This is a genomic window from Bradyrhizobium manausense (genome assembly GCF_018130615.1).
GTDB lineage: Bacteria > Pseudomonadota > Alphaproteobacteria > Rhizobiales > Xanthobacteraceae > Bradyrhizobium > Bradyrhizobium manausense_A.
This window is the reverse complement of record NZ_JAFCKB010000003.1, coordinates 71,506-96,761: the sequence shown is the minus strand read 5'-3', so window position 1 is coordinate 96,761 and position 25,256 is coordinate 71,506. Positions and strand designations below refer to the sequence as shown.

The window sequence follows — 25,256 nt, the reverse complement described above, 5'->3', positions numbered from 1 at the left end:
CTGTGCCGCCACGTCCTGCCGGCTTGCCGTCCATCAGTGCGACTTGAGCAGCGCGCAGGCGCTCTCCGATGCCGGCCGCCACGCATCCTCCGGCGCGATCGTGCCGGTGATCTCGTAATAATCGTAGGTGTATTTGGACTCCGCCGGCGTCTTGATCCGCGCGACATAGAGCGGGCGCATGACCTGGCCGTCAGCCCTGATGCTGACATTCTTCATTTCGAAGTCGTTGATCGGCGTATTCTTCATCTGCCGCATCACGGCGTCGCCGTCGTCGGACCCGGCGGCGTCGACCGCCTTCAGATAATGCGTGATGGCGCTGTAAGTGGCCGCCTTGCCCTCGTTGAGAAGCTGGCCGCCCGTCGCCTCGGCATAGCGCTTGGCAAAGGCCCGGCTCTCCGGCGTCATGTCCCAGTAGAAAGGCGTCGTGAGCCGGACGTTCTGGAGATCCTTGAGGCCGATGCCGTGCGTCTGGCTTATCATCAACCCCAGCGGGACCAGCAATTGCGACTTGTTCAGTCCGAACTCCTGGGCCTGCTTGATTGCGTTGGCGAAGTCCGCGCCCGAATTGGCGAGCGCAATTGCCTTGGCACCACTGGCCTGTGCCGTCAGCAGGAATGAGGACAGATCCGACGAGTTGAGCGGATGCAGCACCGAGCCCACCACCTTGCCGCCGCCCGCCTCGATGAACTTGGTCGCGTCCGCCTGCCACGCCTTGCCGAAGGCGTAGTCCACCGTCAGGAAGAACCAGCTGTCGATGCCCTGCGCGAGCAGCGCCTTCACCGTTGCTTTTGGCTGCGCATAGGTGTCGACCACCCACTGCGTGGTCATCGGCGAGCATTTGTCGTTGGTGAAGAACGAGCCGGCCGTACCGGCAAGAAGATAGGGCTTCTTGCGGTTCTTCATGATCTCCTGCACCGCCAGCGCGATCGACGAGGCCGAGCAGCCGACGATGGCATCGACGCCTTCGTTGTCGACCCAGCGCAGCGCGATGGCGACACCGACATCGGGCTTGTTCTGGTCATCGGCGGTCACGAGCTCGATCTTCTTGCCGCCGACCGTTCCGCCGAAATCGGCGACGGCGAGCTTGGCGGCTGCCACCGAGCCGAGGCCGCAATTGTCGGCATAGGGACCGTTCTGGTCGTTCATGATGCCGATCTTGACGACGTCACCGGAGATACCCTGCGCGGACAGCGGCGCATTCGGGAGCAGCAAGGCAATCATGCCGAGTGCGGCAATCGTCGATCTCTTCACCGTTTCCTCCTGCTTTTACGCTTTTGCTTTAGGCCGACTTCTGCCGGCTCTCCTTGGCTGGTTCAGTGCGTTGGCTGCGCTCCGCGCGGGATCAACAGCGCATCGAGCGCCACGGCTCCCTCGCCTTCGGCACGCAACAGCAGCGGGTTGACGTCGATCTCCGCGACTGTCTCGGCATGTGCGGCGGCAAAGCGCGACAGCGCGGCAACGGCTCGGGCCGCAGCGTCGAGATCGGCGCGCGGCCGACCGCGCGCACCGTCGAGCACGGCGAAGGCCTTCAGCGATTTCAGCATCGCCAACGCCTGCGTTTCGCTGACCGGCGCCATCTGCACGGCGGAGTCCTGCAGGATCTCCGCGAAGATGCCGCCGAGGCCGACCATCACGACCGGCCCGAACACCGGATCGATGCGGCTGCCGAGGATGAGCTCGGCGACGCCCCTGGCCATCGGCGCCACGATCACGCCGTCAATCGTCGCATGCGGCGCCTTGGTGGCGACGCTATCGCGCATCTGGGCATAGGCTCGCCGCACCTCAGCTTCCGAGCCCAGGCCGACGACCACGCCGCCGGCCTCAGTCTTGTGGGGCAGATCGGGCGAGGCAATCTTCAACACCACGGGGTAGCCGATGCCAGAAGCAGCACGCGCCGCCGCATCGGCGTCCTGAACGAGGCGCTCGGCCAGGACCGGAACACCCGCCTCGGCAAGCGCGCGCTTGGCGCCGAGTTCGTGGCGGAATGCGTCGGCGGCAAGCGGCTGCGCCGGCTCGACGACCGCAGGCACGTCCTGCGAACGCTTCGATGCCGCCTGCAGGCGCACCAGCGCAGCGACGGTGGCGCAGCAGCCATCGAAGCTTTCCACCGTGGGGAAGCCCAACGCGTGCAGCTCGGCCAGCGCGTCCTCCGGACCGTCGACGCACAGGATGACCGGGCGGTGCGGAAACTGCGCGCGGATGTTGCGCAGCGTCTGCATATAGATGGAGCGCAGCCGCGGCAGGTGCAGCGAGAACGGCAATGGCAGGATCACCGTATCGGCGCGCTCGTCCGCGACGACGGCGAACATGATCTTCTCCAGAAGATCGGGGCGGCTCGACATCTGTGCCGTCGCGTCGACCGGATTGCGGGCCGATGCAAACGGCACCAGCTCCAGAATCTGGCGCTGCGTCTCCTGCCCGAGCTCTGGCAACGTCAGCCCGGCCGACTGCGCCACATCCGCGAGCAGCACGCCAAAGCCGCCCGACGCGGTGAGGATCGCCACGCCAGGGCCTTTCGGCAGCCGGTCTGGCAGCAGGATCGATGCGGCATGGCCGAGATCGATCAGCTCGTCGATACTGCGGACGCGCACGGCCCCGCAACGGGCAAACAGCGCGTCGAACACCGCGTCCGATCCGGCCATCGCGCCGGTGTGCGAGGCGGCTGCGGCCTGGCCTGCCGCCGACGTCCCGATCTTCATCGCGATGACGGGCTTGCCGGCATCACGCGCCTCCTCCAGCGCCGAGATCAGGCGGCCGGCATCGCGGCAAGCCTCGAGGCAGCACAGGATCACCTTCGTGGCGGGATCGCGCGCCATCCAGGCAATTCCGTCCGCGATATCGACATCGCACTCGTTGCCCGTGGTGATGAAACGGCTGACGCCGACACCACGCTCGCTGGCAAGCCGCATCGTGTAGCTGCCGAGATTGCCGCTCTGCGACACGATGCCGAGCGAGCCAGCCGCCGGCATGCTGTGTTCGAGCACGATCGAAAAGGTCGCGATGCTCTTCTCGGCGACGCTGACCGCGCCGAGACAGTTCGGCCCCAGCAGGCGCATGCCGCTGTCTCGCGCGGCCACGCGCAGCCGGTCCTGCATCGCGCGGCCCTGCTCGCCAAGCTCCGCGAAGCCCGATGAGAACACGACGACGCTGCGTACGCCGCGCGCGGCGCACTGCTCGACGGCCTCGCCCGCGCGCTCCGCATCGACCGCGATGATGGCGAGATCGGGCGCCTCCGGCACCTCGGCGACGGATGCATAGGCCTTGAGGCCCTGCACCGTCGCGGCCTTCGGATTGACCGGATAGATGCGACCTGCATAGCCGTGGCGGCGCAGCAGGTCGACCGGCCGACCACCGATCTTGGTCGCCTCCTGCGAGGCGCCGATGATCGCGATCGAGCGCGGCGACATCAGCGCGTCGAGACCTTGTCCCGGCCGCATCTCAGCGCCCCTTGAACACCGGCGCGCGCTTCTCCAGGAACGCCATCCGCGCTTCCTTGGCGTCTTCGGTCTTGGACAGGGCCATGGTGATGTTCTGCTCGAAGCGATAGGCATCGCGCGGCGGCATCAACTCGACCATGTTTGCCGCGTTCTTGGCATATTCCATCGCGATCGGGCTCTTCGAGGCGATCTCCTGCGCGAGCTTCATCGCTTCGGGAATCAGATTTTCCTTGGTGGTGCAGGCCTCGATGATGCCGAGGCGGTAGAGCTCGGCGGCCGGCACGCGATAGCCGGTGAAGAACATGCGGCGCATCAGCGAGCGGCCGAACAATGTGTTCAACATGGCCGCGCCGCCGGCGAGACCCACGTTGATCTCGGGCATGCCGAAAACCGCTTCCTCGCAGGCGTAGAAGATGTCGCAGGAGGCCATCAGGCCCACACCCGCGCCGAGCGCAACACCGTTGATCGCCGCGATGACCGGCTTTGAACATTCGCGGATGCAGTTGCCGGTCTCGCGCGTGATCCGGTTATGACTGTGAAACGCGCCGACCTTCGCCGGGTCCGGACGATCCTTCAGATCCGCGCCGCTGCAAAACACCTTCCCGGCTCCGGTCAGGATCGCAACCCTGACATCGCTGCGCTCGGAGATCTCGTCGAACACGCTGACGATGCGGTCACGCATCGCGCGATCGAGCGCGTTCACGGGAGGACGGTTCAGCGTCACCAGCGCGATGTGATCGGACACTTCGAGAGTGACGATATCTCCTGACATGGCTTCCTCCTGGGCTTTTGCTTGTCTTGTGCTTGTCTTGCTGGCGCTGCCAGTCTCTCCTGACCGATCGGTCAGCCTTCTCGCTGATAGCACCAAGAGCCGGGGCTGGCAATATCCTGCTGATGGACTATTGACTGACCGATCGGTCAGTCGATAGGTTCGCTCGCAATCAAGGAACGACACCAAGGAGGACGCGCATGCACAGGATCAGCCGACGCCAGGCGACAACTCTGATCGCCGGCGCCCTCGCCGCGCCGCTTGGCGCTCCCGCTATCGTCAGGGCGCGCTCGCCACAGATCTTCATCATCGTACCCTACGCCCCGGGCGGCTCGATCGACAGCCTGATGCGCTCGATCGCGAAGGTCATGGCGGAGAACCTCGACCAGCCGGTCCTGGTGGACAACAAGCCCGGCGCCAACGGCATCGTTGGATCGCAATATGTGGCGCGGGCGCCGAAGGACGGATCGGTCCTCCTGGCCGGCGGCACCGGTCCGATTTCGCTGAACGTGCTGTTGCGCAAGAACCTGCCCTACAAGCTCGAGGATTTTGCCTCCGTCGCCATGCTCTGCAACGGACCGTTGTCGCTGACGGTGAACGCACGAACGCCCGCCACCGACGTGAAGAGCTTCGTCACCTATGCCAAGGGACGCGACAAGCCGCTGTTTTACGCCACGCTCGGTCCCGGCAGCGTCACGCATCTGTTCGGGATCATGATGAGCAAATCGATGGGATTTGCCGTCACCGACGTTGCCTATCGCAACAATCCGGCCTCCATCATGGAAACGCTGTCGGGGGAATGCGACCTCAATTTCGCAACGCCCGCCGCCGTCATCGAACACGCCCGCGGCGGCCAGCTCCGCATCCTCGCGCTCTCATCGGAGAAGCGCATGGCGAGTTTTCCCGAGATACCGACGCTGGCCGAATCCGGCTATCCCGACCTCACGGCCTCTTTCTGGACCGCGCTGCACGCGCCCGCGGGCACGCCCCGCGACGTCATCGCGCGATTGAACGCAGCAGCCAACGCGGCGATGCAGAAGCCCGAGATCGCAAAGCAACTGGAGATCGACGGCCTGGTGACCGACACCGGTGCGCCGGAACGGCTCGATGCTCAGTTGACCAAGGATGCCGCGCTCTGGGGACCCGTCATCAAGGCGCAGAATATCGTTCTGGAATAAGGCGGGGCCGCCCCCGCCGGTCAGCGTGACTTGCGCCGGCCGGCCTTGGACGGCTCCTTGGACGGCTCCTTGGGCGACGCAGCGCCGGGAAGCTCGACCAGTTCGCCGCTTCGCAAGCCGTTGAAAATCATGTCGAAGAAAATATCCGCGATCTGCTCGGGGGTTGCGGATTTGTTGGGATTGTACCAGCGATGCATCCAGTTGAGCGAGGACAGGATCAGCCGCCCGGTCATGGGAACGTCGACCTTGCGGATTTCGCCGGCGTCGATCGCTTCCTGGATCAGGCCGCGCAGAAAATTCTCAAAACGGTCGCGGCGCGTCAACCGCTCCTTCTGCCGCTGGCGGTCCGGATCGTTCCAGAACGCGGTCGTAGAGGCGATCCAGGCCCAGCGGTAGCGCCGGAAGTACTCGGCCGTGGCGACCATGAACGCACGAATCTTCTGCGAGGGCGTTCCGTCCGGAATGCGATCGCGCACGAACAGATAAAGCTCCAGCGTGGAGCCGACCGCCACGCGCGCGTAGATCTCGTCCTTGTTGGAGAAGTGATGATAGAGCAGCGATTTGGAGATACCGCAGGCGAGCGCGATATCCCGCATCGAGGTGCCTTCGAATCCCTTGCTGGCGAACAGTCGCCCGGCCTCGGCGAGAATCTGCAGCACCCGGTCCGAGGCCTCGGCCTGGTTCGCAACGCCGTCCCTCATCGTTGACAGTTCAGTCATGAACTCCGCAATCCATTCGTCAGCCCGCGAGTCTTTGGAATGAAACTAGGTTTTCACCGACCGACCGGTCAAGCCCGGCGATACCAAAGCGCGGGGCCATGAGCACGACCTTGATCACACGGGTCGGCACGACCAAGGACGAGCTCGGCGAGAGCCCGGTATGGGACGAGCGCCGGCAACGCCTCTTCTGGATCGACGCGCTCGCCGGATTGATCCGCGCGCGCGATCCCGTCACCGGCGCGGCCGAACAGTTCGGCGTCCCCGCGCCGATCGGCTCACTGGCCCTGCGCGACGACGGCGGCGCGGTGCTCGCGCTGCGCCATGGATTTGCGCGCTACGATTTCGACACGCATGTCCTGACGGAAGACCCGTCGATCGGGCTCGAGCACCCCAAGGTGCGGCTGAACGACGGCAAAGCCGATCCCCAAGGACGCTTCGTGGCCGGCACCATGCACGGCGACCGCACTCCCGACGAAGCGCCGCAAGGCGGTCTCTATCGCCTGGACGCTACGGGCGCGGTGGAGCTCTTGGAAACGGATCTCGCCGTGAGCAACGGACCGTGCTTCAGCCCCGACGGCCAGACGTTCTACCTCGCGGACAGCGCCAGACGGATCATCTGGGCCTATGACTACAGCCAGAACGGCCCTCTCGCGAACAAACGCGTTTTCGTCGACACCGAAGCGCTGCAGTCGGGCTGCGACGGCGCAACGGTCGATTCGCAGGGCTACCTCTGGTCCGTCCTCGTGCGCATCGGCAAGGTCGCGCGATTTGCGCCGGACGGGACGATCGCGCGCATCATCGACATGCCGATCCGTCACCCGACCAGCGTGACGTTCGGCGGAGCCGATCTCGATATTCTCTACGTGACGTCGATCTCGCGGAGCCACGCCCTCAGGGACGATCACCCCGATGCCGGCGGCCTGTTCGCCGTGGAAGGCCTCGGCGTTCGCGGATTGCCGGCGCACAGGTTTGCCTCGGACTGACCGTCTCCTCGATTACTGCGCTGATCGCTTGATCTGCTTCGGCACGTTCTCCGCCATGTAGTCCACGAAAACCCTGATCTTCTCCGGCAGATAGCTGCTCTGAAGAAACGTCGCGTAGATCCCTTCGTCGAAGGTGGAATTCGTCACCCGGAAGCCCGGCAGCAGGCGTGTCAGGCGCCCCCTCTTCAACTCCTCCGCCACGGTGTAGTCGTCGAGCAGCGCGATCCCGTGCCCGCTGACGGCGAGATCGCACAGCACCACGCCGTTGTTGCTGCTGAGGGACGACGGCACGATGATCTCGCGCAGCCTGTTCCTGCGCATGAATTTCCAGACCACATCGTCGGGGCCCATCCAGTAGGTCAGGCAGTTGTGGTGAGTGATGTCATCGGGTTCACGCAATTTCGGCATCCGGCCGACATAGTCCGGCGACGCCACGAGGATCCGCTCGCTCCTCAGCATTCGCCGCTGCATCAGGCCCGGGTCCTTCGCCGTCTGGATCTGGAAGTCGACGTCGAATTCATCTTCGCGAAGCTGGGGACGCCGCTCGGACAGACGCAGCTCGACCTTCAGCTCCGGATACAACTTCTGAAAGCCTGGAATCAACGGCGAGAGCACCTTGATGCCGAATAGCGTCCGCGAGTGAACCCGCAGCGTTCCGCGTGGCGCGGTCTGGAGCGAGAGCGCGGCAGCTTCGGCGTCTTCGATGCCGTGCAACACCTGCTCGGTCCGCTGGAAGAAGATCTTGCCGGCATCGGTCAAGCCGAGATGGCGCGTGCTCCGGTTCAGAAGCTGCACACCGAGCTGTGCCTCGAGCTCGCCGATGTAGCGCGACACCGACGCCGGCGAGAGCCCGACGCGGCGCCCGGCCGCGGAAAAGCTGCCCTCCCGGACGGCGCTCACGAACAATTCCATGGCCTGGAGGCGGTTCATCGATCTTTTCATATTCTGCAAAGGACATACTCAGATTACGCCAATTGTTCGAAAAAGCTCAAGGTCATATCGTCATGAGAACGCGTCGCAAAAGCGACCGCGGCGGATCGCAAAAGCGACCGCGGGATCGCAAGAGCGACCGCGATGTGGTGGAGGACGTATCCATGGAATTCGGCGTATTCATTCTCGCGCAGCAGCGCGGCTATCATCAAACCTCGCAGCAAGTCATCAACAACGCGGTCGAGCAGACGGTTGCCGCCGAGCATGCCGGCTTCGATACGGCCTGGTACGCCGAACATCATTTCAACAATTACAGCCTGTGTCCCTCACCGCTGATGATGGTCGCGCATTGCGCCGGCCTGACCAAGCGCATCCGCCTCGGCTCGGCCGTTTGCGTGCTGCCGCTGTATCATCCGGCACGGCTGCTCGGCGAAATCGGCTTTGCAGATACGGTCTCGAACGGCCGCCTCGATCTCGGCATCGGCTCCGGCTACCAGAAGTTCGAGTTCGACCGCTTCGGCGTCGATCTCGATCATTCGCACGCGCTGTTCGCCGAATTCTACGATGTGCTCCACGCCGGCATGAAAGAGCACATCTTCTCCTATTCCGGCCAGCACCTGAAGATGCCGCCGACCGCAATCGCGGTGCGTACGGTGCAGACGCCGATGCCGCCAATCTGGGTCACGTCGGGCCACGGCGAGACGCTCGGCCGCGCCATTCGCGACAACCACAATCTGTTCGTCACCGCGCTATTGAACGGCCTCGACGCCATCAAGGCCTTGCGCGAACGTCTCGAGGGGATTGCGGCCAAGGAAGGCCGCTCCATCGACAACACCCGTTTCGGCTTCCTGCGCTGCGCCTATGCCAGCGACAATGAGAGCGAGATCCAGTCATATCTGGACAATGCGCGCTTCCAACGCCGTCTTTCCGAAAGCCTGAAATTCCGGCGCGCCCAGAGCGACGACGGCTATCTGATCAAGGAGGAGGCCGGGCCGAACGACATGAGCCTGGAGACGATGCGCAGCAACCTGCCCGTCGGAAGCGTCAACCAGGTGATCGACCGCATGCTGGAAGAAATCAGCATTCTCAAGCCGACCCACATCGCGCTTCAGACCCAGCTCGGCGATTTCGATCAGCGCACGATGCTGCGCCAGATCGAATTGTGGGGCAGCAAGATCATTCCCGCGATCCGGAAAGAGCTGAAGGCCGGCCGAGCCGGACACGGCACGACTGCGGGCGAAGCGGTTTCGGCATAGCGCAGCCCCGCCGAGCCAGGAGGTACGTCATGGGATGTCAGATGTCTCAAATGACCGATTTCCGCTCAGTCGAAGCCGCCGAATTCCGGCTGGCCATGCGCAACCTGGCGAGCGGCGTCGCGATCGTGGCGACGGGGACGCAGGCGATGCGGCGCGGGCTGACGGTGAGCTCCGTCACCTCGCTGTGCATGGAGCCACCCTGTCTGCTCGTCGGTGTCAATAAGAGCTCCGAAACGCATGCCGCCATTCTCGCCAATGGCTGCTTCGGGATCAGTCTCCTCGGCAGTGGGCAAGAGGATCTGGCGCTGCGTTTCGCCGGCGGCGCCAAAGGCATCGACCGCTTCGCGACGGCAGCGTGGGAGCAAGGCATTCTCGACGTGCCATTGCTTGAACCCGCGATCGGCACGCTGGAATGCGTGCTGCATCATCACCAGATGGTCGGCACACACGGTCTCTTCATCGGCAGGATCGTGGCCACCCGCGGCGGCAATGGCGATCCTCTTGTCAATTTTCAGGGCGCGCTGCGCGCCTTGCCGCAGGCATAGCCGGCCTGCGATGGCGCCGGACCGGAATCGCCAGGGAGCCAGAACAGGAGCGGCGGCGTGATCATCGAATGTTTCGACGGCGGCATCGTCCGGCTCAGCGAGCCGCTCGACTTCCGCAGGTTCAAGCTGGTGCTGCACGCCGATGTCGGGTCCGGAACGCTGGCCTGGCCGGGGATCACGCTGCTCGACGATCGTGACGCGCTCGTCTCGGTTGACCTGGTCCCCACGCTGGCAGGACGCCCTGATGATGCCAGCTGGGATCAGCGTTTTGCCGAGATGGTCGACAAGGCCCGCGAGCACGGCTGGATCGATGCCGAACGGCACGCGATCCGCGCTCATATCGAACGAATAACCTGAGACGGTCCCTCAGATCCTTGCCCCGCACAGATTTTCCGCGCTTCGGGGAACAAGCGGCGCTGCTGGCTGGGGCGGGAGGGATCGAACCTCCGAATGGCGGAATCAAAATCCGCTGCCTTACCGCTTGGCTACGCCCCATCAGGTGACGGGAGAAATGGCGGAAGACCCGACTACCGCAGATTCCCTCCAGTCGCAGCCGGTCTATAGGGAGCGGCGGGGCATTTCAACCGCCTGGAGAGGCAAAATACCACAGGCCGGGATATGGCGTGGTCCCACTCTATTATAAGCCAGATCCCGGTCCGGTCCCGCCCCTCCCGGCCATTGAGACCTCCGGCGTTTCATGGGAATACGGCGCCAAACCTGTCTTCGGGAGTGAGCCATGACCTACCGCGCGCCGATCTCTGACATGCTGCTGTCGCTCAACCACGGCGCTGGCCTCAAGGCCGCCGTGGAAGCCGGCCATTATGGCGATTTCGACGCGGATATCGCGGCCGCCGTGCTGGAGGAAGCCGGCAAGTTCGCGACCGACGTGCTGGCGCCGCTCAACAAGGTCGGCGACGAGCACGGCATCAAGCTCGACGCCGGCAAGGTCACGACCGCGCCGGGCTGGCCGGATGCCTACAGGCGCTGGATCGAGGGCGGCTGGAATGCGGTCTCGGGACCTGAGGATTTCGGCGGCCAGGGCCTGCCGCTCGCCATCAACGCCGCCTGCACCGAGATCTGGAGTGCCGCCAACGTCGCCTTCGGCCTTTGCCCGCTGCTGACGGCCTCCGCGATCGAGGCGCTGGACGCGCATGGCAACGATGAGCTCAAGACGATCTATCTCGAAAAGCTGGTCTCCGGCGAATGGACCGGCACGATGCAGCTCACCGAGCCGCAAGCCGGCTCCGATGTCGGGGCGCTGCGCACCCGCGCCGAAAAGCAGGGCGACGGCACCTATCGCATCAAGGGGACGAAGATCTTCATCACCTATGGCGAGCACGACATGACCGACAACATCGTGCATTTCGTGCTGGCGCGGCTGCCGGATGCTCCGGCCGGCACCAAGGGGATCTCGCTGTTCCTGGTGCCGAAATTCATGGTCAACGCCGACGGCTCGCTCGGCGCGCGCAACGACATCTTTGCCTCGGGCGTCGAGCACAAGCTCGGCATGCATGCTTCGCCGACCTGCACCATGACCATGGGCGATCATGGCGGCGCGATCGGGTTCCTGATCGGCGAAGAGAACCAGGGCATGCGCTGCATGTTCACGATGATGAACCAGGCCCGCCTCGGCGTCGGCCTGGAGGGCGTCGGCGTAGCCGATCGCGCCTATCAGCAGGCCCTGGCCTACGCGCAGGAGCGCCGGCAGGGCCGCGCCGTCGGCAAGAAGGGCGACGGCTCGGACGCGATCTTCGTGCATCCCGACGTCAAGCGCATGTTGATGCGGATGCGCGCGCAGACGGCGGCCGCTCGCACCATCTGCTATGCGACCGCAGTCGCGCTCGACGTCTCCTTACGCGCAAAGGACCCGAAGGTGCGCGCCGATGCAGCCGCACGCGCGGCGCTGCTGACACCGATGGCCAAAGGCTATTCCACCGATATCGGCAACGAGGTCGCCTATCTCGGGGTGCAGGTGCATGGCGGCATGGGCTTCATCGAGGAAACCGGCGCGGCGCAGCACTATCGCGATGCCCGCATCACCGCGATCTATGAGGGCACCAACGGCATCCAGGCGATCGACCTCGTCACACGCAAGCTGGCGGCCAATGGTGGCGCGTCGGTGTGGGCGCTGATCGAGGAGCTCGCGGCTACCGTCAAACAGGTCGAGGCCTCCAACGACCCCGCCTTCGGCACCACCGGCGCAAAATTGCGCGAGGCGCTGGAAGCGCTGACGCGCAGCAGCAAGTGGTTGCTGGAGCGCGTCACCTCCGCGCCGAACGAGGCACTCGCCGGCGCGACACCGTATTTGCAGCAGTTCGGCGCCACGCTCGGCGGCTGCATGCTGGCCTCCGAGGCGCTCGCCGCCAAAGCCGACGGCAATCCCGAGGCCGCCCGCCACGTCTCGCTCGCGCGCTTCTTTGCGGAAAACATCACCGTGCAGGCTGGCGCGCTCGAGCGCACCGTGACGGAAAGCGCGGAGTCGGTCGCAGCGGCGGACGCGGTGTTGCTGGGGTAAGATGGGCTCGTTGCCGGCTGCACATTCAGTGTCGTCCGGCCAAGGCCGGGACGACACCGAATATTTGGATCCATCCGGGCTTACGACGCCACGACCTTCACCCGTTTGCCCGGCCGCCACAGCACGACGCCGGCGGCGACGACATCCAGCACCACGCACATCGCGAACGCCATGGTGTAGTCGCCGCTCACGCTGCGCACGAGGCCGACGATGCCGGGGCCGAACGCGCTGACGATGCCGCTGATCGAGGTCCCCAGCCCCATCGCGGCCGCGAAGGCCGTGCTGCCGATCTCGCGCTGGATGATCAGGGGTGGAAACGTGATCATGTTGCCGATCGAGAAGCCGTAAACGGCGCAGCAGATAAGCAGCACGGTCGGGCTGTGGCTTTGCAGGAGAACGAGCAACGCCGCCGCCTGGCTCGTCATCGACGCGGCGCAAGCAAGCCGCGGATCGAGCCGGTCGACGAACAGGCCGAGCGACAGCCGTCCGACCACCGCCATCGCCGCCATCAGGGTCACCGCGAGGCCTGCGCTGGCGCGGCCGATCAGCGGTTCGAGAAACGTCACCTGGTGGATGATGAATCCCATCTGCGCCAACAGCGCGATCGCGATCGGCAGCACCATGGTCCAGAACGGCGCGTTGGCGAGCAGCTCCTTCCGCGAATGACGCACGGCCTCGCCGCCGCGGGACGTACTTCCGGCCGGATTCAGCGACGCGTCGACCGGCCAACCGGTGAAGACGACGACCACCGGCAGCACCAGGACCACCATCACGACGGTGGCCATCAGCATCGCGGAGCGAAAGCCGAGGCTGCTGCTCAGCGCCAGCAGGACCGGAACGAGGATGATGCCGCCGCAAGTAGCGCCGTTGAAGGCGAGACTGAGCGCGAGCCCGCGCCTCCGCGCGAACCAGGAATTCAGAACGGTGGCGATCACCACCGTGCCCATGCCGGTCCAGCCGACCGACATCAGCGCATAGGCGACATAGAGCTGCCAGGGCGCCTGCATCACTCCCAGCAGCGCGGTCGATGCGCCGAGCGCCGACAGTCCGCACAGGATCAGCGCTCGCAACCCGATCCGGGCAAGCAGATCATCGGTGAAGACGACGAGGACCGAGCTCAGCAGAAACGAGAATGTGCTGGCCGCGGATACCAGCGTGCCCGGCCAGCCATGGGCACGCTGGAGCTCGGCCAGATAGACGCCCTGGCCGTAGAGGCCGAAGCCGAACATGAAGAAGGCCATCAGGAAACAGGCCAGCACCACGCGCCAGCCACGATAGTGCAGCGAGGATTCGTCAACGCCCGTTGCGGCAATCATCGATCGAGTATGGCCTAATGGAACGAGACGGCTGATCGTGCCGCACAACCACCGGTTTTTCAAATGAAACGTTGTATCCAATTGTTGCAATGCGCAAAGAGCATCGCTGGAGATGTGACGCCCGTTCGCGTCACAGTTCCCCGGGCAATCCAGCCATGGGGCGGGTGTCATGCAACCGCTCACCTGCGTCGCGGCCGAAATGGTTGAACCGCAGCATTGGCTCCTCTGTGAGATCATGTAGGCTGCCTCCAGCAAGACTCGCCGATGGCAGGCGCCGCGGCGGCCGCAGGGAGTGCTCCATGCCGAACGGCAATATCGTCGTCACCGAAGAGCGTGGAACGCGCATCATCACCCTGCGCCGCCCGAGCAAGAAAAACGCGATCACCCAGGTCATGTATCGGGAGATGAGCCGCGCGATCGATACCGCGCAGAACAATCCCGATATCCGCTGCATGATCGTCACCGGAGGCTCAGGCGTGTTCACGGCCGGTGACGACATCGACGATTTCCTGCACGCCGACACGTCACGCCCGGAAACACTATCGGACGGAGTCAAGTTTCTCTATTCGCTCGCTCTCAACACCAAGCCGATCATTGCGGCCGTGGACGGCGCCTCGATCGGCATGGGCACAGTGATGCTGTTCCACTGCGACTACGTGCTCGCCTCGAATGCTGCGACTTTCTCCGCACCCTATATTCATCTCGGCCTCGTGCCGGTCGGGGCCTCCAGCCTGTTGATGCCGAACACGATGGGCTATCAGCGCGCCTTCGCGATGCTGGTGATGGGGCGCACGTTTACCGCCGCCGAGGCGCACGCCGCCGGCTTCGTCAACAGCGTGGTCTCGCCGGGACATACCGAGGTCGAGGCGCGCAAGGTGGCGCGCGAAATCTGCCGGCTGCCGGCCGAAGCGGTCGCAACCTCGCGCAAATTGCTGCGCGCCGCGCCCGAAGAGCTCACCCGCCGCGTCGACCAGGAGGCCCATCTGTTCGGCGAGCGGTTGAAATCCGACGATGCCGTTGCCGCGTTCAATGCGTTCGCGAATCGGAAGAAGCGGTAGGCCGTCATTCCGGGGCGCGCGCCGCGAGCCCAGAATGACAGCGAGAACTTTCGTGAAATCCTCGCCTGGAACGTCTAGTCTGGTTCCATGCGATACCAGCCCATCCTTGCCGCACTTTCACTCGCACTCGCCGCCCTGCCCGCCGCAGCCCAAAGCGCGGCCCCCGTCGAGCTGCGCATTCTCGCGATCAACGATTTTCACGGCAATCTCCGCCCGCCGCCGGGTGGCATCCGCATCAATGATCCTGAAGACAAGAGCAGGAAGGTGATGGTGGCTGCCGGTGGCGCCGAGTACATGGCGACGCTGGTCAAGCAATTGAGCGAGGGCCACAAGAACACGATCTTCGTTGCTGCCGGCGATCTGATCGGGGCGAGCCCGTTTTTGTCGGCGATGTTTCACGACGAGCCGTCGGTCGAATCGCTGTCGATGATGGGGCTTGCGATCACCTCGGTCGGCAATCACGAGTTCGACGAGGGCAAGACCGAGCTGCTCAGGATGCAGAACGGCGGCTGTCATCCGGAGGACGGATGCCAGGGACCGCATTCCTTCACTGGAGCAAAATTCCACTATCTCGCGGCGTCCACCGTCGAGACCGCGACAGGCAAGAGCATTTTGCCGCCCTATGAGATCAGGGAGTTCGAGGGCATCCCCGTCGCCTTCATCGGGCTGACCTTGAAGGAAACGGCCGGCATCGTCTCTCCATCAGGCGTTGCCGGGCTCGAATTCCGCGACGAGGCCGAGACCGTGAACGCGCTGGTACCGCAACTGAAGGCGCAGGGCGTCGAGGCGATCGTGGTCCTGATCCACCAGGGCGGCGAGCCGGCCGGAGACTACAACGAGTGCCCTGATATCACGGGACCAATCGTCGATATCGTCAAGAAATTCGACCGCGCCGTCGACGTCGTGGTCAGCGGCCACACCCATCGCGCCTATGTTTGCCAGATCGACGGCAGACTCGTCACCAGCGGCGACAAATACGGCACGCTCGTTACCGCGATCGACCTCAAGCTCGATCCGGCAACACGCGACATCGTCGGCGCCAGGGGCGAGAACGTCATCGTCGCCAACGCCTCGCTGGCCAGGGATCCCGAGCAGACCGCGCTGATCGACGCCTATGACAAGCTCTCCGCGCCGATCGCCAACCGGCCGGCCGGATCGGTGACCCAAACGCTGTCGCGCGTTCCGAACGACGCCGGCGAAAGTCCGCTCGGCGACGTCATCGCCGACGCGCAGCTTGCGGCGACCAGGGATGAGAAGGATGGCAGCGCCGCCATCGCGATCACCAATCCCGGCGGTATTCGCACCGACATCATCCCGAAGGAGAACGGCACGGTGTCCTACGGCGAACTGTTCGCGAGCCAGCCGTTCCGCAACCGCCTTGTCACCATGACGCTCACCGGCCGCCAGCTCAAGGACATGCTGGAGCAGCAATGGCTCGATCCGAAGCGGCCACGGATTCTCCAGGTATCGAACGGGTTCAGCTACACCTGGGACGCATCAAAGCCGCCCGGCGAACGCGTCATGGCCGACAAGATGACGCTCAACGGCAGACCGATCGAGCCGGCCACCGGCTACCGCGTCACCCTCAACGATTACCTCGCGGTCGGCGGCGACGGTTTTACCGTCGCCAAGCAGGGCGCTTCGCCACAATATGGCGGCTACGACGCCGATGCGCTGTTTGCCTTCTTCAGGGCGCATGGACCGATCGGCCCGTTGCCGCCGACCCGCATCCTGCGTGTGAATTGATCCGGATCAAACCGAGGCGGAACGGCTCAGCCCTTTGCCATTCGCGGCGGACCGCATAGATTGCATTTTGCATTGCGTTTTGGCGCCGGATGCGCCAAGCGACGTCGAGAGTTCGTTCCCAGTGAGGCCGACCTGATGAGCACGCTTCTCCTCTCCCACAAGGCCTGCCTCGACCACGTCACGCCGCCGGGACACCCTGAAAGGCCCGACCGCCTGCGCGCGGTCGAGGAAGCGTTGTCGCACGAGCGTTTCCAGTTCCTGGCGCGCGACCTGGCGCCGGAGGGCGATCTCGATCTCGTCACGCTGTGCCACAACGAGCACTACGTCACCGAGTTGCGCCACATCGCGCCGACCAGCGGCCAGGTCTACATCGACGGCGATACCTCGATGTCCCCTGGCACGTGGGAAGCGGTGATGCGCGGCGTCGGCGGCGCGGTTGCGGCGACCGAAGCGGTGATGAATGGCGAGCACCGCAACGCCTTCGTCGCGGTGCGCCCGCCCGGCCATCACGCCGAGATCGGCAAGCCGATGGGCTTCTGCTTCTTCGACAATGTCGCGATCGCCGCGCGGCACGCCCAGCGCAAATACGGCATCAAGCGCGCCGCCATCGTCGATTTCGACGTGCATCACGGCAACGGCACGCAGGACATCTTCTGGTCGGACCCGACCGTGATGTACTGCTCGACCCACCAGATGCCGCTGTTTCCGGGCACCGGAGCCAAGGGCGAGCGCGGCGACCACGACACCATCGTCAATGCGCCACTCGCCTCCGAGGACGGCGGGCCGGAATTCCGCTCCGCGTTCGAGAACCTGATCTTGCCGCAGCTTGAAAAGTTCAGCCCCGAACTGCTGATCATCTCGGCAGGCTTCGATGCGCATTACCGCGATCCGCTGGCCTCGCTGAATTTGCGCGCGGAGGATTATGCCTGGGTGACGCGCAAGCTGATGGATCTCGCCGACAAGTCTGCCGGAGGGCGCGTTGTTTCTGTGCTCGAAGGCGGCTACGACCTGCAAGGACTGAAAGAATCTGTTACGGCGCATGTCGGCGCCTTGATGGGCGCCTGATGCCCCTGCCACATTACGCCCGCAAAACTCTGCTTTTTCAGAAATGAAGCGAATCGGGCAATCGGAAACGGATATGGCCGAAAATACCCAAATCGACGTCTCCCGGCTCACCTTCGAGCGCGCGATCGAGGAACTCGAAACGATCGTGAAGCGGCTCGAGGACGGCAAGGTGCCGCTCGAGGAATCCGTTACGATCTACGAGCGTGGTGAAGCCCTGAAGCGCCGGTGCGAGGAACTCTTGCGCCAGGCCGAGGCGCGCGTCGACAAGATCACGACCGATGCCAGCGGACAGGCCAGCGGCACCGCCCCGCTCGACGTGCAGTAAGGGGCCGCCGTCCAAGGCTGTCCGTGTCGGGCAGTAGTCGCCTTGGGTTATTTCAAGATCGCACGCCGCCGTCTCCAGCCACCGGAAGCGGGCGCGGGCGCTAAAATTGGGGAATTTTCTCGCTAGGGTCCTTTCGGCCTCGCGAATCCCGCCAAAATATCTGTTCTTTCGCCCAGGATCCTGCCAAGGAACCGGGGTAGAATTGGAACCTCCGCTCCGGCGCCGCGATTAACCAAATCGGCCCGCCGGTTGCATCTGCATACCCGTAATCGGTCCGGCGGGTTGGCTTTGGCCCCAGCTTTGGTGTAAAGCTGCGCGGAGTGTGGCTTTTTGTTAGCCTTGACGTGGGGACCGAATACCGACGACAAGCGCCTCAAATCGCTAATGAAATTGGCTTGGACGGACGAAGCCGATCTACGTGACAGGGATCACAGAGACTGAACCGGAGCGCACTTAAGCTCACCTAAGCTTGAAGACGGGGCATTGCCCCATGCAGGTGGCTCCGACGGTTTAAGGACTCGCGCTGCGCCGATATTGTGCAAACCCATCGCGCACCGGAATGACCTTCCGGCGCTGAAAAATTGGAAATCGCCGTGAACGCATACAGCAAGACGCCGCTTCTCGACACCATCCGGACGCCGGAAGACCTGCGCAAGCTCAAGATCGAGCAGGTGCGCCAGGTCGCCGACGAGTTGCGTCAGGAAACCATCGATGCCGTCTCGGTCACCGGCGGTCACTTCGGCGCGGGTCTCGGCGTGGTCGAGCTCACCACCGCGATCCACTACGTCTTCGACACGCCGCGCGACCGGCTGATCTGGGACGTCGGCCATCAGGCCTATCCGCACAAGATCCTCACCGGACGCCGCGACCGCATCCGCACGCTGCGCACCGGCGGCGGCCTCTCCGGCTTCACCAAGCGCAGCGAGAGCGATTACGATCCGTTCGGCGCGGCGCACTCCTCGACCTCGATCTCGGCCGGCCTCGGCATGGCCGTGGCGCGCGACCTTTCCGGCGGCAAGAACAACGTGATCGCCGTCATCGGTGACGGCTCGATGTCGGCGGGCATGGCCTATGAGGCGATGAACAATGCGGGCGCGATGAACTCCCGCCTGATCGTCATCCTCAACGACAACGACATGTCGATCGCTCCGCCGGTCGGCGCGATGAGCGCCTATCTGTCGAGGCTCTACTCCGGCAAGACCTACCGCACGCTGCGCGAGGCGGCCAAGCAGATCAACAAGCGCCTGCCCAAGATCATCGCCAACCGCGCCAACCGCGTCGAGGAATATTCCCGTGGTTTCATGATGGACGGCGGCACGCTGTTCGAGGAGCTCGGCTTCTACTACGTCGGCCCGATCGACGGCCATAACCTCGACCATCTGCTGCCCGTGCTGAAGAACGTGCGCGACATGGAGACCGGCCCGATCCTGGTCCACGTCGTGACGCAGAAGGGCAAGGGCTACGGCCCGGCGGAAGCCTCCGCCGACAAGTACCATGCCGTCGTGAAGTTCGATGTCGCAACCGGCACCCAGGCCAAGGCCAAGCCGAACGCGCCGGCCTATCAGAACGTGTTCGGCCAGAGCCTAGTGAAGGAAGCACAGAAGGACGACAAGATCGTCGCCATCACCGCGGCGATGCCGTCGGGCACCGGCGTCGACATCTTCAACAAGGCGTTCCCGGACCGCACCTTCGACGTCGGCATCGCCGAGCAGCACGCGGTGACCTTTGCCGCAGGTCTTGCGACCGAAGGCTACAAGCCGTTCTGCGCGATCTACTCGACCTTCCTGCAGCGCGGCTACGACCAGATCGTGCATGATGTCGCGATCCAGAACCTGCCCGTGCGCTTCGCCATCGACCGTGCCGGCCTCGTCGGCGCCGACGGCGCGACGCATGCCGGCTCGTTCGACAATGCCTATCTCGGCTGCCTGCCGAACATGGTGATCATGGCGGCGGCCGACGAAGCCGAGCTCGTCCACATGGTGGCAACCCAGGTCGCGATCGACGATCGTCCGAGCTCGCTGCGCTATCCGCGCGGCGAGGGCCGCGGTATCGAGATGCCCGACGTCGGCGTCCCCCTCGAGATCGGCAAGGGCCGCATGATCCGCCAGGGCAACAAGATCGCCCTGCTCTCCTTCGGCACGCGTCTGGCCGAATGCGAGAAGGCCGCCGACGAGCTCGCAGCCCATGGCCTGTCGACCTCGATCGCAGATGCGCGCTTCATGAAGCCGCTGGACACCGAGCTGGTGCTCAAGCTTGCCCGTGACCACGAGATCCTGATCACGATCGAGGAGGGTTCGATCGGCGGCTTCGGCTCGCATGTCGCGCAGTTCCTGACCGACCAGGGCGTGCTCGACACCGGCATGGTCAAGTTCCGCACGATGGTCCTGCCCGACGTATTCCAGGACCACGACACGCCGGCCGCGATGTACGGTCGCGCCGGTCTCGACGCCAAGGGCATCGTCGCCAAGGTGTTCGAGGCGCTCGGCAAGGACGTGAAGACCGAGACGGTCAAGCTCGCCTGAGAGTCGTACGGGCACTGAACCCCACCTCTCCCATAGGGAGAGGCATAGGCCGCCTTCGGCGGCCGTACCTGAGAACACCGAGGCGAAGCCTCGGCTATGTCGCGCAGCGATCCGGGTGAGGGGTTCAGGTCTCACGCGAGAGCGTAACCCCTCACCCGCACCTTCGGCGCGACCTCTCCCTTCGGGAGAGGTTTCGCACCGCCGATGCCGTAGCAAATCGCTGCCTCCTCGATCGGTAGTCCCATGAAAATCTATCTGGCAGGCCCCGATGTGTTCCTGCCGGATGCGGTTGAGATCGGCCGGCGCAAGGCCGCGATCTGCGCTGATCACGGCCTGACCGGCCTCTACCCCCTCGACAACGCGATCGACCTCGCCGCGCCCGACGCCTCGCGCCAGATTTTTTGCGGCAACGAGGCCATGATGGACGGGGCCGACGCCATCATCGCCAATCTCACGCCGTTCCGCGGCGCCGGCGCCGATCCCGGCACGGTCTACGAACTGGGCTACATGGCCGGCCGCCGCAAGTTCTGCCTGGCCTATTCCAACGATGGCACCACCTATGCCGACCGTGTCGGCCGCTCCATGCATGTCACCTCCGAGGAGGGGCGGCTGGTCGACGCGCAGGGGCTGACGGTCGAGGATTTTGGCCTCGTCGACAATCTCATGATGATCCATGCGCTGGAGCTGCATGGCTGCCCACTGGTGACGCCGGCAAAGCAGCCGGTCGATGTCTGGCACGATCTCGCCGCGTTCGAGACTTGCGTCCGGATGGCGGCCGCGCGATTGATCGCTACATAGCGCTTTAGTCGCTCCGGAGAGATTGATGCCCCCTGCCCGCAAGCGCGCGGATGTTCTGCTGGTCGAGCGCGGCCTGTTCGAGAGCCGGGCGCGGGCGCGCGCGGCGATCGAGGCCGGCCTCGTCAGGGCTGACGACAAGCAGGTCGCCAAGCCCTCGGAGACGATCGCCGAGGACGCGGTGATTCAGGCCGAGCCGGCGCACCCCTACGTCTCACGCGGCGGCGTCAAGCTCGCCGGCGCGCTGGAGCGCTACCCGATCGAGATCGAGGATCATGTCTGCCTCGACGTCGGCGCTTCCACCGGCGGGTTCACGGAGGTGCTGCTGGCCAACGGCGCCAGCCTGGTGTTCGCCATCGATGTCGGCACCAGCCAGCTGCATGCCTCGCTGCGCGGTCATCCCAAGATCGTGTCGATGGAAGAGACCGACATCCGCAGCTACGAGGGCAAGCGGCTGCCGGCGCGGCCCGATGTCGTCGTCATCGACGTCAGCTTCATCTCGCTCAAGACAGTGCTGCCGGTGGCGCTGTCGCTGGCCGCCGCGCCCATGAGCCTGCTGGCCCTGATCAAGCCGCAGTTCGAGGCCGAACGGAAGCACAACAAAAAAGGCATCGTCCGCGACGCTGCCGTGCATCAGGAGATCTGCGACGACATCGCAGCCTTTGCCGCGTCGCTCGGCTGCACTGACATCGAGGTGTTTCCGTCCTCGATTGCCGGCGGCGACGGCAATATCGAATTCTTCCTGGGTGCGCACCGTGGTTGAGCGCGTCACGATCGATCATGTCGGCCATCGCGGCGACGGCGTCTCGCTCACGACCGGCGATGCGGTCTACGTGCCCTACACGCTCGGCGGCGAAACCGTCGAGGTCGATCATGTCGCCGGCCATCATCCCGACCGCCGCAAGCTGCTGGCGGTCGATCTCGCAAGCCCGGAACGCGTCGCGCCGTTCTGCCCGCATTTCGGAGTGTGCGGCGGCTGCGCGATCCAGCACTGGGCGGCGGAGCCCTATCACGCCTGGAAACGCAACATCGTGGTCGAGACGCTGGCGCAGGCCGGCATCGCGTGCGACGTCGCGCCGCTGGTCGATGCCCATGGTGCGGGCCGCCGGCGCGTCACGCTGCACGGGAGGTTCGGCACACATGACATCCTGAAGGTCGGCTTCTCGGCAACCAGCTCGCACGATGTCATTCCGATCGATCGCTGCCCAATCCTCGATCCCGCGCTCGAAGGCGCGCTCGATGCGGCATGGGCGATTGCCGAGCCGCTGACGTCGAAGATGGCGGTGACGAAGCCGCTCGATATCCAGGTCACCGCGACCACCAACGGCCTCGATGTCGACGTGCGCGGCTCCGGCCCGCTGCCGACGCCACTGGTCACGGCGCTCTCGCGCGTTGCCGAGCAGCATCGCCTGGCGCGGCTGACGCGTCACGGCGAACTGGTGCTGCAACGCTTGCCGCCGACGGTAAAGATGGGCCGTGCGGACGTGACGCTGCCACCGGGCTCGTTCCTGCAGGCAACTGTCGCCGGCGAGGAGACGCTGGCCGCACTCGTTGCCGAACGCGTCGGCAAGGCCAAGGAGGTTCTCGACCTCTTCTGCGGTGTCGGCCCGTTCGCGCTCAGGCTGGCCGAAAGGGCGCGCGTCACCGCCTTTGACAACGACGCCGGCGCAATCGCCGCGCTCGCGAAGGCCGCACGGACGCCGGGGCTGAAGCCGATCAAGGCCGAGCCGCGCGATCTGTTCCGCCGGCCGCTGGTGCCGCCGGAACTGCGCGACTTCGATGCGGTCGTATTCGATCCGCCGCGCCAGGGCGCACAGGCGCAGGCGCTGAAGCTCGCTGCGAGCAAAGTGCCGGTCATCATCGCAGTCTCTTGCAACGTCGCCACCTTCGCGCGCGACGCGCGGCTGCTGATCGACGGCGGTTACAAGATCGAGAGCGTTGTACCCGTCGACCAGTTTCGCCACACGCCGCATGTGGAATTGGTGGCGCGGCTCACGCGCTAACGCCGCAGAGCCCCAAGCGCCGGCGACTCGCCGGGCAGCATGTTCGACCTGATATCGCTGTCCATGCGGCCCGAGTCCCGCTGAGTGAACCCGGCCCCGAACGACAGGCTGAGGTTGGAGGTCGGCTTGAATTCGACACCCCCAAACGCGCCGTAGCCGGGCCCGGCGGCCGAGGTCAGCGGCGCAACCGAGCTGCCGATGCCGTTGCCGTATTTCAGCGTGTCGAAGCCGGCAAAGAACGTCACGGGCGAGCCGCCCGCAGTCTTCATGTTGTAGCCGAACTGCGTGCTGTCATAGGACAGCGCGCTGAAGTTTCCAGCCGATGCTGCCTGGCTGAAACCGGTCAGACCGAGATTGCCGCTTTGGCTTCCGACAAAGAAGCCGGGCCGGAAATCGTAGCCGCCGTTGGCATCGCCGGCATTGAAGCTTGAAAAGTTGCCATAGCTATCGGCGCTGCCGCCATAACCGAAAGCACCGCCCGGAATCCAATATCGCAGGGGCGCGACTTGCGCATGAGCCGGCGTTCCGCCGAGGCAAAACACCGCCAAGAGAGTTGCGAGACCGCAGGAGCGTAGAAGGCTGAGCATTCAGGTGACCGTCAGGATAGCGGGCAAATCATACGCCGGGGCTCGTCCCAATACCAGCGATCCGACGCCGCCGGCCGCGCCATCCGGTTCCCGGATCGCCTCCGTCTGACGCTTTGAACCTCCTCCGTGGCGGATTGACCCATTGAGAGGACGCGCAAGTTCAGGCCGCGGTTTTTGACCGCAAAAGGCCTGGCGCGGTCCGAACACGCGCAATTGCGCAGACCTTTGAAAATGCCTGACATTGGATGGAGGCTGTCATGGAGGTCAATTCCGACAGGTTGAACGCTTTTATGGGCAAGATGATCACCGAGGTCGGGGCAGCGATGAACGCATCGCTCCTCCTCCTGGGCGACAAGCTCGGCCTCTACCGCGCCCTCGCCGCCAAGGGGCCGATGAACTCCGCCGAGCTGGCAAAGGCCACCGGAACGACGGAACGCTATGTCCGCGAGTGGCTGTCGAGCCAGGCGGCATCCGGCTACGTCGAATACGATGCCGGTTCAGGAAAATTCTCGATGCTGCCGGAGCAAGCGATGGCGCTCGCCGATGCGGACAGCCCGGTCTTTCTCGGCGCGGTCGGCAACGTCATTGCCGCAGCGTTTCTAGACGAGCCGAAGATCACGGACGCCTTCAAGTCCGGCAAGGGCGTCGGCTGGAACCGGCGCAGCGAATGCCTGTTCTGTGGCACTGCCCGTTTCTTCCGCACGGGCTATATGCATCATCTGGTGCAAGAGTGGCTACCTGCACTCGACGGTGTCGTCGACAAGCTGAAGCGCGGTGCCAAGGTCGCCGACGTCGGCTGCGGCCACGGCGTCTCGACGCGGCTGATGGCGGAGGCCTTCCCGAATTCACGCTTTTATGGCTTCGACTATCACGAGGGCTCTATCGATGCGGCCCGCAAGGCGGCAGCCGAGGCCAAGCTCGGCGATCGCGTGAGTTTCGCGGTTCACTCCGCCAAGACCTATCCGGCCGAGGGTTATGATCTCGTCTGCTTCTTCGATTGTCTGCACGACATGGGCGATCCCGTCGGCGCCATCAACCACGTGCGTCAGAGCATGGCGAAGGATGGCACCTGCATGCTGGTCGAGCCGTTCGCGGGCGACCGCCTGGAAGATAATCTCAATCCGGTTGGACGCGTCTATTACGCAGCATCGACCATGATCTGCACGCCAGCCTCGCTCGATCAGGAGGTGGGCCTCGCGCTCGGCGCGCAAGCCGGCGAGGCAAGGCTGCGCAAGGTCGCAAGCGAAGGCGGCTTGTCGCGCTTCCGTCGTGCCGCGGAAACACCGTTCAACCTCATCCTTGAGGCACGGATCTGATCTTCACCGGGCGCCGCGGCCGATAAGTCAGGTCGCGGCGTCCGTTCCCATGCCGAAGGTGAGCTGATTGCCGTCAGCATCGACCGCGTCGAAGTCGCGCATGCCATAATCGCGATCCTGCGCCGCGCAGGTCCTGTTCGCGCGGAACGAACGCTATCTCATCAATGAAAAGGGAGCACTGCTGGAAGCCG

General features: G+C 64.7%; 22 protein-coding genes and 1 tRNA gene. 15 read left to right on the top strand and 8 right to left on the bottom strand.

Annotated elements, in window-relative coordinates; all coding sequences use genetic code 11:
* Window positions 1-33: 33 nt before the first annotated feature.
* The 3 genes from JQ587_RS06980 to JQ587_RS06970 form a co-directional block, all read right to left on the bottom strand.
* Window positions 34-1,251, bottom strand: coding sequence for an ABC transporter substrate-binding protein (locus JQ587_RS06980; RefSeq protein WP_349629483.1), 1,218 nt, complete (start codon window positions 1,249-1,251; stop codon window positions 34-36).
* 62 nt (window positions 1,252-1,313) lie between these two features.
* Complete coding sequence (locus JQ587_RS06975; RefSeq protein WP_212424811.1) at window positions 1,314-3,437, bottom strand: acetate--CoA ligase family protein; 2,124 nt, start codon at window positions 3,435-3,437, stop codon at window positions 1,314-1,316.
* A 1-nt stretch (window position 3,438) separates the two neighbouring features.
* The gene (locus JQ587_RS06970; RefSeq protein WP_212424810.1) at window positions 3,439-4,209 is read right to left on the bottom strand and encodes an enoyl-CoA hydratase/isomerase family protein; all 771 of its coding nucleotides are present in this window, start codon (window positions 4,207-4,209) and stop codon (window positions 3,439-3,441) included.
* A 197-nt stretch (window positions 4,210-4,406) separates the two neighbouring features.
* Between JQ587_RS06970 and JQ587_RS06965 the strand changes: the two genes are divergently transcribed.
* A complete protein-coding gene (locus JQ587_RS06965; RefSeq protein ID WP_212424809.1) occupies window positions 4,407-5,384 on the top strand; it encodes a tripartite tricarboxylate transporter substrate binding protein in 978 nt (325 codons plus the stop codon).
* A 20-nt stretch (window positions 5,385-5,404) separates the two neighbouring features.
* On the opposite strand, the gene JQ587_RS06960 is transcribed toward JQ587_RS06965, so the two are convergent.
* A complete protein-coding gene (locus tag JQ587_RS06960; RefSeq protein ID WP_249154210.1) occupies window positions 5,405-6,103 on the bottom strand; it encodes a TetR/AcrR family transcriptional regulator in 699 nt (232 codons plus the stop codon).
* Between the two features lie 98 nt (window positions 6,104-6,201).
* Here JQ587_RS06960 and JQ587_RS06955 point away from each other — a divergent pair, with 98 nt between their 5' ends.
* Window positions 6,202-7,086: an SMP-30/gluconolactonase/LRE family protein gene (locus JQ587_RS06955; RefSeq protein WP_212424808.1), complete on the top strand. Its 885-nt coding sequence runs from the start codon at window positions 6,202-6,204 to the stop codon at window positions 7,084-7,086.
* 12 nt (window positions 7,087-7,098) lie between these two features.
* Here JQ587_RS06955 and JQ587_RS06950 read toward each other — a convergent pair whose 3' ends face one another.
* A complete protein-coding gene (locus JQ587_RS06950; protein WP_212297764.1) occupies window positions 7,099-8,016 on the bottom strand; it encodes a LysR family transcriptional regulator in 918 nt (305 codons plus the stop codon).
* A gap of 164 nt (window positions 8,017-8,180) precedes the next feature.
* Here JQ587_RS06950 and JQ587_RS06945 point away from each other — a divergent pair, with 164 nt between their 5' ends.
* From JQ587_RS06945 to JQ587_RS06935, 3 genes are read left to right on the top strand one after another with little or no spacing between them, the layout of a single operon-like run.
* Window positions 8,181-9,272: an LLM class flavin-dependent oxidoreductase gene (locus tag JQ587_RS06945; RefSeq protein ID WP_212297763.1), complete on the top strand. Its 1,092-nt coding sequence runs from the start codon at window positions 8,181-8,183 to the stop codon at window positions 9,270-9,272.
* Between the two features lie 50 nt (window positions 9,273-9,322).
* Window positions 9,323-9,817, top strand: coding sequence for a flavin reductase family protein (locus tag JQ587_RS06940; RefSeq protein ID WP_212297762.1), 495 nt, complete (start codon window positions 9,323-9,325; stop codon window positions 9,815-9,817).
* 57 nt (window positions 9,818-9,874) lie between these two features.
* Window positions 9,875-10,174, top strand: coding sequence for a hypothetical protein (locus tag JQ587_RS06935; protein WP_212297761.1), 300 nt, complete (start codon window positions 9,875-9,877; stop codon window positions 10,172-10,174).
* A 63-nt stretch (window positions 10,175-10,237) separates the two neighbouring features.
* Here JQ587_RS06935 and JQ587_RS06930 read toward each other — a convergent pair.
* Window positions 10,238-10,312 (bottom strand) — tRNA-Gln (locus JQ587_RS06930).
* Window positions 10,313-10,553: 241 nt separating this feature from the next.
* Between JQ587_RS06930 and JQ587_RS06925 the strand changes: the two genes are divergently transcribed.
* Window positions 10,554-12,332: an acyl-CoA dehydrogenase family protein gene (locus JQ587_RS06925; protein ID WP_212424807.1), complete on the top strand. Its 1,779-nt coding sequence runs from the start codon at window positions 10,554-10,556 to the stop codon at window positions 12,330-12,332.
* Window positions 12,333-12,412: 80 nt separating this feature from the next.
* Here JQ587_RS06925 and JQ587_RS06920 read toward each other — a convergent pair whose 3' ends face one another.
* The gene (locus JQ587_RS06920) at window positions 12,413-13,648 is read right to left on the bottom strand and encodes an MFS transporter (protein ID WP_212297729.1); all 1,236 of its coding nucleotides are present in this window, start codon (window positions 13,646-13,648) and stop codon (window positions 12,413-12,415) included.
* 299 nt (window positions 13,649-13,947) lie between these two features.
* Between JQ587_RS06920 and JQ587_RS06915 the strand changes: the two genes are divergently transcribed.
* The 8 genes from JQ587_RS06915 to JQ587_RS06880 all read left to right on the top strand — a co-directional run bounded on the left by JQ587_RS06915 (window position 13,948) and on the right by JQ587_RS06880 (window position 23,162).
* On the top strand, window positions 13,948-14,706 hold the full coding sequence (locus JQ587_RS06915; protein ID WP_212424806.1) for an enoyl-CoA hydratase-related protein: 759 nt from the start codon (window positions 13,948-13,950) through the stop codon (window positions 14,704-14,706).
* 87 nt (window positions 14,707-14,793) lie between these two features.
* A complete protein-coding gene (locus tag JQ587_RS06910) occupies window positions 14,794-16,452 on the top strand; it encodes a bifunctional metallophosphatase/5'-nucleotidase (protein ID WP_212424805.1) in 1,659 nt (552 codons plus the stop codon).
* Between the two features lie 135 nt (window positions 16,453-16,587).
* Window positions 16,588-17,517 (top strand): histone deacetylase family protein, encoded by a 930-nt coding sequence (locus JQ587_RS06905; RefSeq protein ID WP_212297726.1) that lies wholly within the window; start codon window positions 16,588-16,590, stop codon window positions 17,515-17,517.
* 73 nt (window positions 17,518-17,590) lie between these two features.
* Complete coding sequence (locus JQ587_RS06900; protein WP_212424804.1) at window positions 17,591-17,842, top strand: exodeoxyribonuclease VII small subunit; 252 nt, start codon at window positions 17,591-17,593, stop codon at window positions 17,840-17,842.
* Between the two features lie 593 nt (window positions 17,843-18,435).
* Window positions 18,436-20,364: a 1-deoxy-D-xylulose-5-phosphate synthase gene (dxs, locus tag JQ587_RS06895; protein WP_212297724.1), complete on the top strand. Its 1,929-nt coding sequence runs from the start codon at window positions 18,436-18,438 to the stop codon at window positions 20,362-20,364.
* 243 nt (window positions 20,365-20,607) lie between these two features.
* Window positions 20,608-21,162 (top strand): nucleoside 2-deoxyribosyltransferase, encoded by a 555-nt coding sequence (locus JQ587_RS06890; protein ID WP_212424803.1) that lies wholly within the window; start codon window positions 20,608-20,610, stop codon window positions 21,160-21,162.
* Window positions 21,163-21,187: 25 nt separating this feature from the next.
* A complete protein-coding gene (locus JQ587_RS06885) occupies window positions 21,188-21,922 on the top strand; it encodes a TlyA family RNA methyltransferase (RefSeq protein ID WP_212297722.1) in 735 nt (244 codons plus the stop codon).
* Window positions 21,915-23,162 carry a class I SAM-dependent RNA methyltransferase gene (locus JQ587_RS06880; RefSeq protein WP_212424802.1) on the top strand — a complete coding sequence of 416 codons (1,248 nt, stop codon included), beginning with the start codon at window positions 21,915-21,917 and terminating at the stop codon, window positions 23,160-23,162. The genes JQ587_RS06885 and JQ587_RS06880 overlap by 8 nt, the downstream gene beginning before the upstream one ends.
* On the opposite strand, the gene JQ587_RS06875 is transcribed toward JQ587_RS06880, so the two are convergent.
* Entirely contained in the window at window positions 23,159-23,749 is a 591-nt protein-coding gene (locus JQ587_RS06875; protein WP_212424801.1) for a hypothetical protein, read from the bottom strand. The two genes, JQ587_RS06880 and JQ587_RS06875, sit on opposite strands and share 4 nt — an antisense overlap.
* Window positions 23,750-24,006: 257 nt before the next feature.
* Here JQ587_RS06875 and JQ587_RS06870 point away from each other — a divergent pair, with 257 nt between their 5' ends.
* Window positions 24,007-25,065: a class I SAM-dependent methyltransferase gene (locus JQ587_RS06870; protein WP_212297719.1), complete on the top strand. Its 1,059-nt coding sequence runs from the start codon at window positions 24,007-24,009 to the stop codon at window positions 25,063-25,065.
* Window positions 25,066-25,256: the final 191 nt, after the last annotated feature.

Bases quoted from the DNA above. Each gene is read 5' to 3' on its own strand.
- JQ587_RS06900 (WP_212424804.1), top strand. From the start codon at position 17,591: ATGGCCGAAAATACCCAAATCGACGTCTCCCGGCTCACCTTCGAGCGC.
- JQ587_RS06885 (WP_212297722.1), top strand. From the start codon at position 21,188: ATGCCCCCTGCCCGCAAGCGCGCGGATGTTCTGCTGGTCGAGCGCGGC.
- JQ587_RS06915 (WP_212424806.1), top strand. From the start codon at position 13,948: ATGCCGAACGGCAATATCGTCGTCACCGAAGAGCGTGGAACGCGCATC.
- JQ587_RS06950 (WP_212297764.1), bottom strand. From the start codon at position 8,016: ATGAACCGCCTCCAGGCCATGGAATTGTTCGTGAGCGCCGTCCGGGAG.
- JQ587_RS06925 (WP_212424807.1), top strand. From the start codon at position 10,554: ATGACCTACCGCGCGCCGATCTCTGACATGCTGCTGTCGCTCAACCAC.
- JQ587_RS06910 (WP_212424805.1), top strand. From the start codon at position 14,794: ATGCGATACCAGCCCATCCTTGCCGCACTTTCACTCGCACTCGCCGCC.
- JQ587_RS06965 (WP_212424809.1), top strand. From the start codon at position 4,407: ATGCACAGGATCAGCCGACGCCAGGCGACAACTCTGATCGCCGGCGCC.
- JQ587_RS06875 (WP_212424801.1), bottom strand. From the start codon at position 23,749: ATGCTCAGCCTTCTACGCTCCTGCGGTCTCGCAACTCTCTTGGCGGTG.
- JQ587_RS06890 (WP_212424803.1), top strand. From the start codon at position 20,608: ATGAAAATCTATCTGGCAGGCCCCGATGTGTTCCTGCCGGATGCGGTT.
- JQ587_RS06975 (WP_212424811.1), bottom strand. From the start codon at position 3,437: ATGCGGCCGGGACAAGGTCTCGACGCGCTGATGTCGCCGCGCTCGATC.
- JQ587_RS06940 (WP_212297762.1), top strand. From the start codon at position 9,323: ATGACCGATTTCCGCTCAGTCGAAGCCGCCGAATTCCGGCTGGCCATG.
- JQ587_RS06870 (WP_212297719.1), top strand. From the start codon at position 24,007: ATGGAGGTCAATTCCGACAGGTTGAACGCTTTTATGGGCAAGATGATC.
- JQ587_RS06945 (WP_212297763.1), top strand. From the start codon at position 8,181: ATGGAATTCGGCGTATTCATTCTCGCGCAGCAGCGCGGCTATCATCAA.
- JQ587_RS06970 (WP_212424810.1), bottom strand. From the start codon at position 4,209: ATGTCAGGAGATATCGTCACTCTCGAAGTGTCCGATCACATCGCGCTG.
- JQ587_RS06905 (WP_212297726.1), top strand. From the start codon at position 16,588: ATGAGCACGCTTCTCCTCTCCCACAAGGCCTGCCTCGACCACGTCACG.
- JQ587_RS06920 (WP_212297729.1), bottom strand. From the start codon at position 13,648: ATGATTGCCGCAACGGGCGTTGACGAATCCTCGCTGCACTATCGTGGC.
- JQ587_RS06955 (WP_212424808.1), top strand. From the start codon at position 6,202: ATGAGCACGACCTTGATCACACGGGTCGGCACGACCAAGGACGAGCTC.
- JQ587_RS06960 (WP_249154210.1), bottom strand. From the start codon at position 6,103: ATGACTGAACTGTCAACGATGAGGGACGGCGTTGCGAACCAGGCCGAG.